Origin of the sequence: Nonomuraea sp. NPDC050680 (assembly GCF_040654555.1) — a bacterium.
Lineage (GTDB): Bacteria > Actinomycetota > Actinomycetes > Streptosporangiales > Streptosporangiaceae > Nonomuraea.
Window position 1 is genome coordinate 191,916 of the sequence record NZ_JBFAIF010000002.1, and the last position, 16,140, is coordinate 208,055.

Here is a 16,140-nt window from a genome sequence, read left to right on the forward strand (position 1 = left end):
GCGCCATGCTCCCGAGGCGATCCGTTGATCATTCTGTCGTCGGCCTATGCGGCGCTGATCGCGGTCCTGCTGTACGCGGCCGTGAGCAAGGCTCGTGACCTGGCCGGATTCGCCGCCGATATCGCGGGTTATCGGCTGGTCCCGCTGCGGCTCACGGTCGTCGCCGCCGTCGCGGTGGTGGTGGCGGAGCTGGCGGCGGTGGGGCTGCTCACCGCGCCACCCACCCGGCGCTGGGGGGCGTTCCTCGCGGCGGCCCTGTTCGCCGTCTTCCTCGCCGCGATGGCGTCGGTGCTGTGGCGCGGAATGAGCGTCGGCTGCGGCTGCTTCGGCGACCGCGGCCTCATCGGCGCCGCCACCATGACGCGTACCGGCCTGCTCGCGGCGCTGGCGGTCATGGCCGCCGTCGCGGGATCCTCCCCGTTCACCCCCGTCCACCTGCTGGTGGGAGCGGTGTGCCTCGCGCTGACCTTCTTGGCGGCCCGGCTGGTCGGAGCCGTGGAGCGCGGCCGCGTCGGTCCCCGCCCCGGCACCCAATGGGACGTGACCCCGCCTGCGGTGGCCCTCACCTCCGAAAAGCCTGGCGTCCTGTACGCGTTGATAGCGCCGGCATGTGGCGTCTGCAGCGCCATGCTGCCCGCCTTCGTCGCGGCTGAGCAGGTGGACGTCGTCCTGGTGAGCGCCGCGGAGGAGGGGGAGGTTCGCGACTACCTGGCCGCGCAGGGGGTCGAGTTGCCGTTGGTCATCGATCCCGGGGTGTTCGACAGGCACGGCATCCCCTGGCCGCCGTACGCCGTGCTGACCGACCGGCGGGGCGTCGTCCTGGCGGCAGGCGGCGCGGCCGAGCCCGAGGCTCTCGACGCCCTGCTCGCCCGCGTCCCCTCGGCTCCTGGGCGGACCAGGACGTGATCAGGTCGCTCCTCGGTATGAGCCGGCGTGGTGAGGGGCGGAGGTGACCACCCGGCTGTCCCGCTACCACTGACAGCCGATACCTCCGCCCCTCCGGCCCCTGGGATTGAGGACCGGCCGCCGCGCCGGGCCAGGGTGGGGGACCAAGGACTGCCAAGCGCGACACCGTAGACGCTAACCCGGCGCCGCCCCGAGGTCTGTGGACGATTACGCGGAACGGGCGGCCCAAGCGGCCAGCACCGCCGCCTCCTTCTCGGGCGCGATGCCGTGCGGCGCCTTGGTCCCGTACGACCGCTCCGCCTCCGGGACGTCACGCAACCACGCCCACGTGTCCCGTACCGTCTCGGCCACCGGCCGTACGCGCAGCCCGGCCGCCTCGGCCTTGGCCGTGGGCACGCTCCAGAAGTTGGCGACCTCGTCCGACGGCCCGCCCCACAGCGGCAGCTCGACGAACGTTCCCACCCCCTGGTCGACGAGGAACCGGTCGTCCACCCAGACGAACTCCGCGTCCGACCCGGTCGCCTCCTTGCACAGCTCCAGCCACTCGCCGTACGTGGTGTTGCCCGCCGGGCCGGTCACCGCGAACCGGTCGGACGTACCGAGCTCCGCCTGGTCCAGGGTGAAGACGGCGATGTCCCGCGCGTCCACGAGCTGCATCGGTATGCCCGGATCACCCGGCGCGAGCACCTGGCCGCCGTGGGAGATCCGGGTCAGCCACCACGGCAGCCTGCCGAGGTTCTCATACGGGCCGAGGATCAGACCCGGCTGCACGATCAGCACGTTGCCGTCGAACCCCTGCTCCACGGCCCGCTCGCAGCCGCCCTTCAGCACTCCGTAGTCACCATCGTCAGGACCGGCGTCCGGCGCGCAGTCCCACACCCCCGAACTCTCGGCGGCGGGCTTGCCGGGAAAGCCGTCGATGGCGGAGACCGAGGAGATGAACGCGTATGTCCCTACCCGTCCAGACAACGCCCGCGCCGACTCGCCGACGACCCGCGGCACATAGCCGGACGTGTCGACCACGAAGTCCCACGTGCGACCGTCGGCCAGCCGTTCGAGGTCCGCGGTCACCTCGCGGTCACCCCGGATGGCCGCCACGTCCGGCAGATCCGCCCCGCTCTGCCCCCTGTTGAACGTCGTGACCTGATGCCCCCGTGCCAGTGCCTCCTCGACGATGGTTCGTCCCAGAAATCTCGTCCCGCCGATGACCAGTACTCTCATGCCGACATTCTTCGCGTACAACCAGCAAACCGGTCATATCTTCACGGAGAGCGTAGACGGAAGGGGCGGCAGCATGTGCACCCTTGCGGAGCTGATGTCGAAGTACAGGCCCACCAGCTCCAGCTGCCCGGCCCGCACCTGCTCGTCGACCTTGCGGTAGGTCCGCAGGTTCTCCAACTGCTGCTGAACGTTGACCCTGCACAGCCGGTCCAGCGCCCCGCCGTCGAGCGGCTCGTCCGCGGTCTCGATGAAGGTGGCCAGGCTGTGATAGCCGTGCCGCAGCCAGCGCCGCATCCCCGGCAGGCTGCCCGCCTTCACCCCGCCGCTGAGCAGCCCGCACATCGCCCCGCAGCCCGAGTGCCCGCAGACCGTGATCGTGTGCACGCCCAGGACCTGCGTCGCGTACTCGATGGCCGCCACCACCGAGTCGTCGTGCGGCTCGGCGCCCCTGCGCGGCACCAGGTTGCCGATGTTGCGCACGGTGAACAGGTCGCCGGGGCCGCTCGCGGTGATCAGACTGGGGATGACCCGTGAGTCGGCGCAGGTGATGAACAGGTGCGTGGGCTGCTGCTTGCGGGCCAGCTCGGTGAAGATGGGCCGCACCAGCGGAGCCGTACGCCGGTGATACTCCCGCGCGCCCGCCGTCAGCTGGCACTCCACGCTGGCCGGACGGGGGCCGCCCGGAGCCGACCCGCCGTGCCGGGCGGGGCGGTGGCGGCGGTGCGACCACGGCAGCCACCACCGGTCCGGCGTCCGCGGCGGCGTCTTGGTCCGGGACATGCGGGTCCCGCTGGCCGCCATCGCGTACCACTCGTCGTGCAGCTCGTCGATGTCGACGCTGCCGCCCAGCCGCTCGTGGTTCAGCCGCCAGGAGTGGATCGCCTCGAAGGCGGCGTTGTCCATGAAGTCGATGTTCAGGTCGAGGTCCACGGCCGTGCCGGGCGGGATGGCGCGCAGGTCACGGGTGAGCCTGGGCACGCCCAGGAAGGTGAGCGAGCCGGAGATCGTCGCGTGGACGCGCCCGTCCTGCTCCGGCCGCGTCTTGACGGTGACCCAGGTCAGCCGCCGCAGCGCGAGCAGCGCGGCCAGCGCGAGACCGGCCAGCACGCCCTCGGCGAGCCCGAGGACCACCACGGCTCCCATGGTCACCAGGTAGACCGGCACCTCGCCGTGGCCGTGCACCTTTCTGACATGGCCCAGATTGACCATCTGCACGCCGATGAAGACGAGCAGGGCCGCCAGCGCCTCCATCGGGATCAGCTTGATCGTCCAGCCGAACCCGAGGGCGAACACCACCACCCACACCCCGTGCAGGACCGACGAGAACCGGGAGCGCCCGCCCGCCTGCACGTTCGCGGTGCTGCGGACGATCACACCCGCCACCGGCAGCCCGCCCAGCGCGCCGGAGACCATGTTGGCCACGCCCTGCCCACTCAGCTCCTGGTCGAGGTCGGTACGCGGGCCGTCGTGCATGCCGTCGACCGCGACCGAGCAGAGCAGCGACTCGACCCCGGCCAGCAGCGCGACGAGCAGCACGGCCGCCACGATCCGGTGCCAGTCGCCGGACGGCAGCACCGGGAAGGCCCAGGAGGTGACGGCGTTGGACAGGTCGATGCGGGTGACGTCCCAGTCGAACGCCCACGCGGTCACGCCGGCCACCAGCAGCGCGGCCAGCGGCGCCGGCACGACCTTGACCCGCTTGGGCAGGCGCGTCCACAGCGCCAGCACGGCGATCGTGAGCAGGCCCACCGCCACCGTGTGGCCGTGCATCTGGGCGAACTGCGCGGGCAGCTCCACGATGTTGGCCAGCGCCGAACGCTGCGGTCTGCCGCCCAGCACGACGTGCAGCTGGGAGAGCGCGATGACCACGCCGACGCCGGCCAGCATGCCGTGGATGACGGCCGGCGAGACCGCCAGCGCCGCTCTGGCCGCGCGGAAGACCCCGAGCAGCAGCTGCACCGCCCCCGCGAGCAGGGTGATCATGCAGGTGGCCCGCCACCCGTACGTCTGCACGAGATCCGCGACGACCAGGGACAGGCCCGCCGCGGGCCCGCTCACCTGGACGGCGGAGCCACCGAGCGCGCCCGCCACGATGCCGCCCACCATGGCGGCGATCAACCCGGCGGCCAGCGGGGCACCTGAGGCCATCGAGATGCCCAGCGAAAGGGGCACCGCGATGAGGAAGACCACGAGCGAGGCAGGTACGTCGTACCTGAGCGTGCTCAGCACGCGACTCAGAGTGCCGATCATACGTCGAACCCTATTGCCCCGCGTGCCGGGGGCTTAAGGGGTCATCGGCGGCTTTACAGATTAATGAGTGGCCGCCGTCACTCGGCCGCCGGTCGGCGGTCGGCGTGGTGGTCGCCGATCAGCGGTAGTAGTCGGGGAATTCCTGCTCGGGGGTGGAGCGACGGTGCCCGCCGCCCTGGGTACCGCCGTTGTGGCCGCCCTGCCGGGCGCCCGCCTCGGGCGTGCCGCCGTAGTTGGGCCACGCGGCGTTGTTCCCCGGCGGCTCGCCCCAGCCCGCCGGCATCTGGCCGGGCGGAATGCTGGTGACGTCGCCGGTCTCGTACGCGAAGGTCTGCGCGATCTGGCCGGGCGGGAGGCTGGTGATGTCACCCGTCTCGTACGCGAAGTGCTGCGGCGCCGGCTGCATGGGCGGGGCCGACAGCACGTCGTCGTAGGCCGAGACCGCCCGCGCGGGCGCCGTGGGGGTGCCGGTGGCGGGGGAGGGGCCGGTCAGCGGGTCGGAGTCGTCGGCCACGGCCCAGCCGGCGCGTACCTCATAGGACGCCGGATAGGAGGAGCGGGGGGCGGCGGCGGGCTGCTGCGGCTCGAAGGCCGGCCAGGAGTCGCTCGACGGGGCGGCGGGAGCGGGGTCGTCGAGGATGTCGTGGTGCTGCAGCGCGGGCCACGAACCCGACGCCGTCGGCACGATCGGCGGGTTGGTCCAGGTGGTTTCCAGCGGGTCGGTGTTGGCGCCGTAGACCGTGAACGGGACGCCGGCCTGTGCGCCGCCGCCGAGGGGGGAGACCGGCGCGGCGGGGAACGAACCGCTGGTGGCGGGGGCCGGCGTTGCGGGGAACGAGCCGCTGCCGACGGCCGGGAAGGAGCCGCTGGTGGCCGCCGGGAACGACCCGCTGGTGGTGGCCGGGCTGTTCGTGCTCAGTGAGGTGCCGCTGCCGACGGCGGGGAAGGAACCGCTGCCGGCCCCGGGCTGGGGCGGCTGCACCTGCTGCGCGCCCACGCCGAGGATGCTCATCACGTCGGGCGGCGTCGGCGCCGAGAACGTCACCGTGCGCTGGTCGGCCACCTCGGCGGCCGTCGGGGCCGGACGCTGTGCCGACTCCACGAGGTCGGCCAGACCGGACGAGCCGGACGAGGCGGCCGCGGCGGCGGGCCGCTGGGAGCGCGAACGCTGGGATCGCGCGGGAAGCGGCGCCTGGACGGTGGCCGCGTTGGGGTCGATGGCGGTGACGGGCTCGCGCTTGGCGGGCCGCTCCCGCTTGGTGGCGGGCCGCTGCTGCTCGCGCTGGGCGCTGGGCTGCTTCTCGCGTTCCCGTTCCCGTTCCCGCTCCCGCTCGGCGGCGGTGCGTGGGGCGGGGGTTCGCCCGGGCCGCTTTTCGGCGGGCCGTTCCGCGGGCCGCTCAGAGGGCCGGTCCGAAGGACGCTCGACGGGGCGCGAGGCGCCCTTGCGCGCCGCGACCGTGCCGCCGGCGCCGAAGCCGCCCTCTGCCGCGTCACTGCGGATGTTGGCCCAGAACTCCTCGTCCTCGACCTCGGAGCTGGGGTTGCCCCACTCGTCCATTCCGCGCTTGCCACGCTGGCCGGTGCGTACCGGCTTCTGCTTGGCCTCACCGATGGGACTGAAGTCAGGGCTGAAGTTGTTCATGCGCGGTTCGCTCTTGGAGAACTCGTCCGTGGACCGCGTCTGAGTCCTCTCATCCTTCTCGGCCATCTGCTTCAGCCGCTCGGGAGGCAGAGAGCTCTCCCGACGGTTCATAGAACGCATGCCCAGTGCCACGACGACGAGCACGAGGAGCACGACAGCGACCAAGCTGACGACGACCGCGATCATTGCACCACCCTCAAAGCCATGGCCTCCCTGCGGCACCGGTGAGATCGCGCGGCCATCGACGCGACCTTCCCCCTTGGATCACCAGCACCTAGCGATTGGATCTGATTGTGTCGGACCACTATGAGCGTTGTCACACCCTACGTGAAGAATTGGTAACTATTACTACGTTTAGTGATTGCTGTCTCACTCGATGTTCACCACCGTGAGCCGGCCGCGGGCAATGGTCTGGTCCGCGATCTCTCTCAAGATCTCGGAGAGGGGGGCGCCCTCCTTGACCTCGACCTTGCCGTTCAGCGAGTAGACGCTGAATCGGTAGCTGGCCTTGTCTACGCAGGGGGGCTGATAGCCCGCCTTGCCGCTGGTCACCTTGGCCTGGCTCGCGCCTTCCGGCAGGGGGTTCGCGGCGGCGTTCGGCCCCAGCTCGGTCGTCGTCGCGGGGATGTTGTAGAGCACCCACTGGACGGCGGATTGTGATGGTGAGAGAGAGTCGACCACGATCGCGATCGATTTGGCGTCGGACAGGGGCTCGCTGGACCAGCGCAGAGGCGGACTGCCCTGGGCGCCCTTGCAGGAGTATTCGCGCGGCAGCGGTTCGCCCGCGCGCAACTCCGGGCTCGAAACGTTGATCTCGGCGATCTCCCTGGCCTGGGACCTTCCGATGAGGAAGTCGCAACCGGACGACGCGAGCACGACAGCCACCGCTGTCACAGAGACAGCGATGTGTCTCACGCGTCCTGCCGTGTTACACAGCCCCATGCCGCATGATGCTACGCGGCTATCCGCCGTGCGCCGACCGTTTCGCGAGGGTCGGTGGTCGGTAAAGGACCGGAAAAGGGTTGCAATGGGGACAAGATAGGAGTGAACTTCGCCACATCCGTGACCTTCGTCGACCTCGGCCCGCGGGCGGTCCGGCGGGGCCGGGAAACCGTGGGGATCGCCGGGGATCGGGTCCCGGCCTGCTGGTTCTCATCGCCGTGACGACGATCACACCCGACCGGCCGATCGAGCGGGCGCCGGGGGGACGGCATCCCCGGCGGTGTGGGGGACGAGGCGCGGGTCCAGTCCGCTTGGCGGGGGACCGCACTCGCTAAAACCAGGTCACCAGGTACGCGGACACGGACGCGGCCGGGCGCCGGTCTCACACGTGGCTGCGGGAAGACCCTTCTGACACGTGGCTGCGGGGAGACCCTTCTGACACGTGGCTGCGGGGAGACCCTTTTGACACGTGGCTGCGGGAAGACCCTTTTGACACGTGGCTGCGAAAAACCCCTCTCACACGTGGCTGCGGAACACCCTGATCGCCAGTGGCGCGAACACCACCACGAACCCCGCCGACCACAGCAGCGAGACCACCGTCGGCCAGGCGATCTCGCCGCCGATCAGCAGGCCGCGGATCGCGTCGGCCAAGTAGGTCACGGGGTTGACGTCGGACCAGGCCTTCAGCCAGCCGGGGAACGTGTCGGCCGGCACCAGCGCACTGCTCGTGAACGTCAACGGCATCATCGTCGAGAAGGAGATCATCTGCACCTTCTCCGGACTCGACGCCTTGAGCCCGATCAAGACCGACATCCACGACATCGCCAGCGCCACGACCACCAACAGCGCCAGCGCCCCGATCAGCCCCGCCACGCTGGTCGTCACCCGGAACCCGAGCACCATCCCGAACCCGACCAGCAGCGCGAACGCCCACACCTGCTTGAACGTGTCGGCGATGATCCGGCCCGACAGGGGCGCGGTGCGCGCGATCGGCAGGCTGCGCAGCCGGTCGAACACCCCCTTGGTGATGTCGGTGTTGAGCCCGATCGCCGTGGACAGCGTGTAGAACAGGGCGTTCTGGACCAGCAGGCCAGGCAGCGCGAACTGCAGGTAGTCGCCGGTCGAGCCGGAGATGGCACCGCCGAACACGTACGTGAACAGCAGCAGGAACATGATCGGCTGGATGCTGAGGTCGAGCAGCTCCCACGGGTTGTGCTTGATCTGCACCAGGCTCCGCCAGGCCAGCGTCATGGTCTGCCTGAACGTGGCGCCGGGACCGACCCGGCCGGGCAGGGTCGCCGGGATGGCGGTCATGCGAGGGCCTCCTCCGTCTGCTCGTCCTCCGGGATGGCGGTCATGCGAGGGCCTCCTCCGTCTGCTCGTCCTCCGCGCGGTGCCCGGTGAGGGCCAGGAACACCTCGTCGAGGCTGGACTTGCGCAGCGCCAGCTCGGAGGCGACGATGCCGAGGTCGTCGAGGCGGCGGACGATCGCGGGCACCACGGCGGGGTCGCGCACCGCGGCCGTGACCATGGCGCCGGACAGGTCGGGCGCCACGTCGAGGACGTCGGTGACCACCTTGGCGACCAGTTCGAGCTGGTCCTCCCTGAGCGGCCGCACCTCCAGCACCTGCGCGCCGGTGGTGGCCTTGAGCTCGTCGGACGTGCCCGACGCGATGACCTTGCCGTGGTCGAACACCACGATGTCGTCGGCCAGCTGGTCGGCTTCCTCCAGGTATTGGGTGGTCAGCAGCACGGTCACGCCGTCGGCCATCAGACCGCGCACGACGCCCCACAGCTCGGTGCGGCTGCGCGGGTCGAGACCGGTCGTCGGCTCGTCCAGGAACAGCACCTGCGGCCTGCCCACCAGGCTCGCCGCCAGATCGAGCCGCCTGCGCATCCCACCCGAATAGGTCTTCGTGGCCCGGCCCCCGGCGTCGGCCAGGTCGAACCGGCCGAGCAACGCCCTCGCCCGCTCCCTCGCCTCACCTCGCGGTAAGCCCAGCAGACGGCCGATCATCATCAGGTTTTCGACACCGGTCAGCATCTCGTCGACCGCGGCGTACTGTCCGGTCAGCCCGATCAGCGACCGCACCTGATGCGCCTGCCGGCGAACGTCGTACCCCAGCACCGCGGCCGTGCCCGCGTCAGGCGTGAGCAGCGTCGCCAGAATGCGCACGGCGGTCGTCTTGCCCGCGCCGTTGGGTCCCAGCACGCCGAGCAGCCGGCCGGTCGGCACCGCGAGGTCCACCCCGTCGAGTGCCTTGGTCTCGCCATAGTGCTTCACCAGGCCGTCTGCCTGAATCGCGTACTGCATGACCCGCCCCTCCTCCTCGGTGTCTCCACTGTGACCTAAGGCACCGACAGTTTTCCGATGGCCTCCAATGGCCTCCAATGGCCTCCAATGGCCTCCGGTGGGATCTGGTGGGATCTGATGGGATCCGGTGGGATCTGATGGCGTCCGGTGGGATCCGGTGCCTCTGGCCGATCACCGACCCGGGGCGGGAGCCATAAGCTGGCCTCGTGACGTCTTCTGGCCCGTTGCGTGATCCCCAACACCGTGTCTCGCCCAAGGCCGTCCGGCTCTGGCTCGCTGAGGCGTTGTTCGGGTTCGTGCTGCTCGTGGGGTGCTCGATCCTGGTCGCGCGGTGGGTCGGGGGGAGCGGGTGGTCGTGGGTGCCCGGCTGGTTCGCGGACGACCCGTGGCTGTTGCCCGTGGGGGTGGGCGTGCTGGCCACGCCGTTCCTGGCGGCCGAGCCGTTCGTACGCTACGCCGTACATCGTTGGGAGCTGTCGGGCGATGTGGTCTACACCCGGTCGGGGTTCCTGACCCGGGAGTGGGTCTTCGTGCCGGTCAGCCGGATCCAGACGGTCGACAAGGCGCAGGGGTGGGTGGAACGGCTGCTCGGGCTGGCGACTCTGGAGATCCGTACGGCCTCCCACGCGGGGTCGTCGACGATCAAGGGCCTGGACTACACGGTGGCGGCGGGGCTGGCGGAGGAGCTGGCACACCGCGCGGAGCAGCTCAGGGACGATGCCACGTGACCGATCCCCGCCCCGGCCCTCCCGCGCACTCGTCCGCGCCCGAAGCTGATCCTGGACCTCCCGCGCACTCGTCGGCGCCCGAAGCTCGCTCAGGGTCGTCCGCGCCCGAACCTCATCCCGGGCCTCCCATGCACCAGTCGGGGCCCGAACCGTCTGATCCCGCTCGTGAGGGCTCGTCCCTGCCGGTGACCGTTCCTGCGGGGCCTGCGGAACCTGAGGGGCCTGCGGGGCTCGCTCGGGTGCCGATGCGGCTGAGTCCCAAGGTGCTGCTCATCCATCCAGTGCGGATGATCCCGTCGCTGATCGTCCCTCTTGTCGGGCTGCTGTTCGTGGGTGGGTTCTCCGGCATGTCGTACACCTGGGCGGCGGTCGGGGTCGGCGTCACGCTGGCCTTCGCCGTCGTCCGGTGGGCGATATTCAGCTACGAGATCATGGGCGACCGTCTCGAGATCAAGCGTTCACTGATCAGCCGGTCGGTCCGTACCATCCCCTTGGAGCGGATCCGCGGCGTGGACGTCTCCACCCCGCCCATGCACCGGCTGCTCGGCCTGGCCGTACTCAAGATCGACACTGGGGCGAGCGGCGGCGAGGAGGAGGGCAAGCTCGACGGCGTCACCCTCAAGGAGGCCGAACGCCTGAAGTCGGTCCTGCTCCGACGCACCCGCGCCACCCGCCCCGTCCGCGCCGCGACGCCCGCTGAGACCTCCGCTGCCGCCGCAGCCACGGATCCCGCCGCAGTCACTGATGCCGCCGCAGTAACGGATGCCGCCGCAGTAACGGATGCCGCCGCGGCCTCGGCGTCCGCCTCAGGCTCGATGTCGGCGGCAGTCCGTGGGGAGACGGCGGAGGCCGAGCGGGAGATCATCCGCGTGCCGTGGACGTGGCTGCTGTACGGCCCGCTGTCCGGCGCATACCTGCTGACCCCGTTCGCCCTGGCGGGCGGCGCCGTGGGGCTGGCGTTCCAGTGGGGCGACGATCTCGGCTACGGTCGGGACGCCGCGCTCACCGTCGGGGAGTGGCTCTGGGAGCACCCCTACCTGCTGCTCGCCGTGGTGCTGCTGCTCGTGGTGGCGATGCCGTTCGTGGGCGGTGTGATGTATGCGGTGTTCAACTGGAACTTCCGCCTCATCAGCCGCGACGGCTATCTGGTGGCCGAACGCGGGCTGATCAACCGGCGCAGCGTGTCCCTGGAGGCGGGCCGCGTACGCGGCTACGAGATCATCGAGGGACTGGCCGAGCGCTGGGCGGGCGTCGCCCGGGTCTGGGCCATCGTGACGGGCCTCGGCGACTCCCAGACCCGCGGGCAACTCCTGCCGGACGTCCCGCGCGCGGTCGCCTTCCAGGTCACCGGGGAGGCCATCGGCTCCTACCAGGGCGAACTCCGTCCCCACCCGCCCATCGCCCGCAACCGCCGTCTCTTCCGCGCCGTCGCTCCCTGGCTCGCGCCGGCCGCCGCCACCGCGCTGACGGCCCTGCTGACCGGCCAGCCGGTCTGGTGGATCGGGACCGTGGTCGCCCTTCTCCTGGCGGGCTCGGGGATCCCCCTCGGCCTCGATCGGTACAGGTCTCTGGGACACGGATACGACGGCGTACGCCTCGCGGTCCGCTCAGGCTCCCTCCGCCGCTCGCAAGCGGTGGTCGAACGCCGCGCGGTGGTGGGCTGGCACATCAGGCAGACATGGTTCCAGCGGCGAGCCGGGGTGTACACGCTCACCGCCGGGGTGGGAGCGGGCAAGGGCGGCTACTCGGCGATCGACGTCTCACAACCCCAGGCGATCGGCTTCCCGGCCGAAGTGACGCCGGAGTGGCTGACTCCGTTCATGTCCAAGGAGCAGTAGACAGGCACCTTCCGCCTAGGGCCCGAGCGTCCTCTCCCCCTAGCTCCGGACGTCTCGCTCTCGCCTTAGCCCCGCACGTCTCGACCGGCCCCGTGCGTCCCACTGGCCCCGTGCGCCGGGCGGTGCGCTGTCGGCGTGCGCGGGGGCGCTCAGACGGCGGTGTGCGGACGGCGCCTGAGCGGTACGGGCGGGCGGGGTTCGGCCGGACGCGACGGAGGCCGAGTCAGTCCTGGCGGCGGGCGCCGAACATGATCTCGTCCCAGGTCGGCACCGAGGCGCGACGCCCCCTGGAGCCCTTGCGCGGCTGGCGGGCCGCAGGGGCGGGCGGGGGAGAGGGCACCGGGACCGGGGGCTCCTCCTTGGCCGCCGGCTGCTCGGGCTTCGCGGTGTCGTCCTTGCTCGTCCTCGCGGCTGGTACGGCAGGCTCAGGCGCCGCCGGCTCCTCCTTGGCCGCCGCCGGCTCAGCCTTGGGCTCAGCGGCGGGCTCGGTTTTGGGCTCGGCAGCTGCGGGCTCGGCCTTGGGCGCGGGTGCCGTGGTCGGCGCGGGTGCCGAGGATTCGGCCTTGGGCTCGGGCTTCGAGGGTTGAGGCTTGGGCTTGGGCACGGGCGCGGTTCGTACCGGCTCGGTCGCGGTCGCTTCTGCCTCGGTCTTCGGGGTTGCCTCGCTCTTCGGGGCTGCGTCGGCCGTCGAGGTGGTGCCGGCCGTCGGCGTGGTGCCGGCCTCGGGTACGCCTGTGGCGGCCTGGGGCTCGGGAGCTGTGGGGCTGGGCTTGGGGGCCGCTGTCGTGGGCGCGGGCTTGGCAGTCGGTTCGGCGGTCGGCTCGGCCGCCGACTGCGCGGCCGTCTCGGGCGCGGTCTTGGAGGCGTCCTGGTCGGCTGTCGTTGCGGGGACAGTGGCGTCCTTCGCGGCAGGCACGGCCTCGGTGACGGGCGGGGTGGTGATGGTGTCCGTAGTGGCGGGCGTGCCGGCAACTACGGCGGCCTCCTGGCCAGCAGCTTCCTGGCCAGCAGCTTCCTGGCCGGCAGCTTCCTGGCCGGCGGCTCTTTGATCAGCGGCTTCCTGGCCAGTAGCTTCCTGATCGGCGGCTTCCTGTACCGGGCCTTCGGTCTTGTCTTCCGTGGCGGGAGACGCCTTCGGCGCGGAGGTGCTCCCCGCAGCGGTGCTGTCCACAGCGGTGCTCTCTGCGGCGGCGCTCGCCGCTGCGGCGTCAGCGGGCTGCTCGACGACGGTGTCACCGGGCTGCGGCTCAGCGACCGTCTCACCGGGCTGCGGCTCGCTGAGAGCGCTCTTGGGCTCTGTCGGGGAGGCGGCGCTGGATGTCTGCGGGTCGGCCGCCACTTCTGTGGTGGGCGCCGACGCCGCAGAGGTCTGCGCGGGGACCGAGCCTGCGGCAACGACGTCTGCCACCTCGGCGTCTGCAGCGGAGGCCGCTGCGGTATCTGCGTCGGCCGCGGCGGCAGGCGCCACGGCGGCATCGACGTCGGGCGCGGCGGCCGGGGTCACAGGAGCAGGCGGCGCGTGGTTCTCCACCGGCTCTGTGGCGCGGTCGCCAACCCCCGGGCCGCTTGAAGCCGGGCCGTCTGTGGCGGGCGCATCGGTAGCTGGGTCCTGTCCGGTGGGCGCGTTGGCGGCCGGACCCTGTGCGACGGGCGCGTTGGCGGCCGGGCCCTCCGTTGTGGGCGCGCCGTAGGTCGATCCCTCTGTGGTGCGTGGGCTGGGGGTCGCGTCCGTTGCCGGGGGCCGCGTGACAGCGTCTTCGGGCACCGACGCAGTGGTACGGGTGTCCGGAGGCATGCTGTCGCGGCTCGCCGCGGCGTAGATGGCCTCGCCGTCCCGGCCGATCGGACGGTCGCTCTGGCGGTCAGGCGGGCGAGGAGTGCCGTAGTCGGGCAGCCAGGACGAAGGGTCGCCGTGACGCGCCGGAGGCTCGCTGGGGCGGGTGTAGTCGGTGTCCTGCGCCGACGACGACGAAGGTGCCGAAGGTGTCGACGACGCCGAAGGATGGGTGCGGTGGCCGGGCTCCTGGGCGCGGTAGTCCGTCTCCGGTGCCGACGGCTCGGTCAGGTGGCCGGTCTCCTGCGCGGGAGCACTGTAGCCGGGCGCCGGGGCGGGTGGCTCCGAGCGGTAGTCCCTCGCTGGCGGGTCCGAGCGGTAGCCGGGATCCGACGTGCGGCCAGAGGGGTCGGCTGCCGACGTGCGGCCGGAGGGGTCGGCTGCGGGCGCGCGGTCGAAGGGGGCCTCTCGGGCCGGAGTGAAGGGAGTCTCACGGGGCGGGACCTCGCGGGACGGGGCGCGGCCGTAGGGCGACTCCGTGCCTCTCGGCTGGTAGCCGACCGCCGGCTCCTGCGGATCCGGTTCGTGGCGGATCACCGACGGGAACGGCAGCGGGTCCGACGCCAGCGGTGGCACCGGCTGCAGCTTGGCCACTCGCGGCGTGAACGGCGTGACCGTGGTGTCCTCCACCACGGGGCTGGGGTCGAAGTCGGCGGCCGAGAGCCGCATCGACTCGTCGTCGTGCGGCGTGACGTGCCGCCTGCGCGGGTCGAAGAGCCACTCGGCGTGCCTGGTGTGACCGTTCCAAACGTAGCCGAGCTTGACGCGCCAGAGGCCGTCGTCGCGCTTGGCGGAGTCCCAGTCGATCTCGTCCGTGGGCACGCCGCGCCTGGTGAGCCGCTCGGCGACGAGATCGCCGAGCGTCGGGCCGGCTGAGGACTCTCCGGGCATGCGTATCGACACGCGCTGCGCCTGCTGGGCGACGTACTCGCGCTCCTGGAGCACGGGGCCCTCGAACCAGCGAACGCGTTCGACCGGGATGCCCGCTGTGGCGGCGATCTCCTCGGCTGTCTCTCCGGCACGAATGCGGGCCTGGATCTCCTTGGGGCGCAACGGACTCTCCACTTCGATCTCGTACTGGCCGAGACGGGAGAAGTTGCCGCGGACGGCAGCACGGAGCCGGTCGTCCACGGGAAGCGTGAACCGTGTACCCCGCCCTGCTGTTGCCAGCACGAGATAGGTACCGTCCTCACTTACCGCGACGAGTCGGAGCTCCTGCATGCGAGTCCCTTCGTCAGCGTGCTGCTCATTCTTCCCCCGGACCCTTGAGTCTCTCGCGTGTGCCGGTTGCCTGCCAGCACCGTACCCGGCATGTCCGAACATCGCCTTCCTGGGATAGCCCAGGGGCGATGTGACGCCGGTCACATTTGATGATTCCATCATCTTCAAGGCCTGTCCGTGGGCAAAGCCCTCGACGGATTCTGGCGAATAGTGTCACGCGTCGCCGCGCACTTCAGCCAAGAGGCCAGAACGGATGGGTTGGCCCCTGGGTGGAGCTCCAGATAGCGGGCGGCGGCGCCGGCCAGGCGGGGAGCTCTGGCGGAGTACGTCTCGCCGGTGGGGGAGAGGCGGCACCGGCCGGTGCCGGTGGCGGCTACCACGAAGATGCCGGACCGCGCCAGGCGGGCCATGGCGGTCCGCAGGGCGGGGGAGTCGGCGCCGTCGAGGGAGAGATTGGCCACGGCGGGACCCCGGGCGTGCCTTCGTACCCAATCGAGGCCGGCGAGGGTGTCCGACAGGCTGCCGGAGCCGCCGCAGCCCAGCACCCGTACCGACGCGATGCCGGCCTGGGGTGCCACGCCGTGCGACCGGCCGCCTACAGCGCGTGCCACCCGGGTGCCATGCCCGCCGCAGTCTTCGCCGGTACGCCCGGTGGCGTCGAAGGCCCACCAGAGCCGATCCCCGAACCCGTGCGACACGCGGAAATTGCCCGTGCGGCCCGACATGTGGAGATTCTCCGAGTGGAATGCGCCGCCGGTTCGGCCGTGGGTGACGCCGCTGTCCACGATGTAGACCATGACGCCCTTCCCGGTGGCGTGAGCGGCGTGAGCGGCGTGAGTGGCGTGAGTGGCGTGAGTGGCGTGAGTGGCGTGAGTAGCGCGGAGGGTGTGGTGTGAGGCGGACGTGGTCACCGGCATGGGGTGGATCTCGCGGTCGGCCTCGATCCCCAGGACCCGGGGGTCCGCGCTGAGCTCCGCCAACTCGGTCGCGGTCAGCACCGTGGCGAAACCGGGCAGTGCCGCGGTGTAGAAGCGGCGCACCCGCCATCGCATCTCGCCGACCAGGTCGCGGGCCTCGGCCCGGTCACGCACGGTAACGATGTAGGGACGCGTAGGCTCGGTTACCGGCGGCCGGGAGGCGATGCCGGAGGCGGGCGCCATGGCGAGGGGAATCGCGGTGGTCACGGCCGTCGCCGCGGCCGCGGCGAGGTAGAGAGAGGGCAGGCCGATTCGTCGGGGCACGAG

11 protein-coding genes are annotated in these 16,140 nt (G+C 71.4%); 3 read left to right on the forward strand and 8 right to left on the reverse strand.

The features are described 5' to 3' along the window. Window positions 1-24: 24 nt before the first annotated feature. Complete coding sequence (locus AB0H88_RS07460) at window positions 25-906, forward strand: MauE/DoxX family redox-associated membrane protein (protein ID WP_357642406.1); 882 nt, start codon at window positions 25-27, stop codon at window positions 904-906. 207 nt (window positions 907-1,113) lie between these two features. Here AB0H88_RS07460 and AB0H88_RS07465 read toward each other — a convergent pair whose 3' ends face one another. The 6 genes from AB0H88_RS07465 to AB0H88_RS07490 all read right to left on the reverse strand — a co-directional run bounded on the left by AB0H88_RS07465 (window position 1,114) and on the right by AB0H88_RS07490 (window position 9,275). After that, window positions 1,114-2,127: an NAD-dependent epimerase/dehydratase family protein gene (locus AB0H88_RS07465; RefSeq protein ID WP_357642407.1), complete on the reverse strand. Its 1,014-nt coding sequence runs from the start codon at window positions 2,125-2,127 to the stop codon at window positions 1,114-1,116. Window positions 2,128-2,160: 33 nt separating this feature from the next. Next, window positions 2,161-4,377 (reverse strand): bifunctional SulP family inorganic anion transporter/carbonic anhydrase, encoded by a 2,217-nt coding sequence (locus AB0H88_RS07470; RefSeq protein WP_357642409.1) that lies wholly within the window; start codon window positions 4,375-4,377, stop codon window positions 2,161-2,163. Between the two features lie 118 nt (window positions 4,378-4,495). Then, a complete protein-coding gene (locus AB0H88_RS07475; protein WP_357642412.1) occupies window positions 4,496-6,205 on the reverse strand; it encodes a hypothetical protein in 1,710 nt (569 codons plus the stop codon). 183 nt (window positions 6,206-6,388) lie between these two features. After that, window positions 6,389-6,913, reverse strand: a complete 525-nt coding sequence (locus AB0H88_RS07480) for a YbhB/YbcL family Raf kinase inhibitor-like protein (RefSeq protein ID WP_357642415.1) — start codon at window positions 6,911-6,913, stop codon at window positions 6,389-6,391. Between the two features lie 564 nt (window positions 6,914-7,477). Further along, complete coding sequence (locus tag AB0H88_RS07485; RefSeq protein WP_357642418.1) at window positions 7,478-8,275, reverse strand: ABC transporter permease; 798 nt, start codon at window positions 8,273-8,275, stop codon at window positions 7,478-7,480. Between the two features lie 40 nt (window positions 8,276-8,315). Beyond that, window positions 8,316-9,275, reverse strand: coding sequence for an ATP-binding cassette domain-containing protein (locus tag AB0H88_RS07490; protein ID WP_357642420.1), 960 nt, complete (start codon window positions 9,273-9,275; stop codon window positions 8,316-8,318). A 206-nt stretch (window positions 9,276-9,481) separates the two neighbouring features. On the opposite strand from AB0H88_RS07490, the gene AB0H88_RS07495 reads away from it, so the two are divergent. Both AB0H88_RS07495 and AB0H88_RS07500 read left to right on the forward strand, forming a co-directional pair. Continuing rightward, window positions 9,482-10,003, forward strand: a complete 522-nt coding sequence (locus AB0H88_RS07495) for a PH domain-containing protein (protein ID WP_357642422.1) — start codon at window positions 9,482-9,484, stop codon at window positions 10,001-10,003. 245 nt (window positions 10,004-10,248) lie between these two features. Next, the gene (locus AB0H88_RS07500; RefSeq protein WP_357642423.1) at window positions 10,249-11,841 is read left to right on the forward strand and encodes a PH domain-containing protein; all 1,593 of its coding nucleotides are present in this window, start codon (window positions 10,249-10,251) and stop codon (window positions 11,839-11,841) included. A 223-nt stretch (window positions 11,842-12,064) separates the two neighbouring features. On the opposite strand, the gene sepH is transcribed toward AB0H88_RS07500, so the two are convergent. Further along, the gene (gene sepH, locus AB0H88_RS07505) at window positions 12,065-14,896 is read right to left on the reverse strand and encodes a septation protein SepH (RefSeq protein WP_357642426.1); all 2,832 of its coding nucleotides are present in this window, start codon (window positions 14,894-14,896) and stop codon (window positions 12,065-12,067) included. A 164-nt stretch (window positions 14,897-15,060) separates the two neighbouring features. Beyond that, window positions 15,061-16,137: a S8 family serine peptidase gene (locus AB0H88_RS07510; protein ID WP_357642427.1), complete on the reverse strand. Its 1,077-nt coding sequence runs from the start codon at window positions 16,135-16,137 to the stop codon at window positions 15,061-15,063. Window positions 16,138-16,140: the final 3 nt, after the last annotated feature.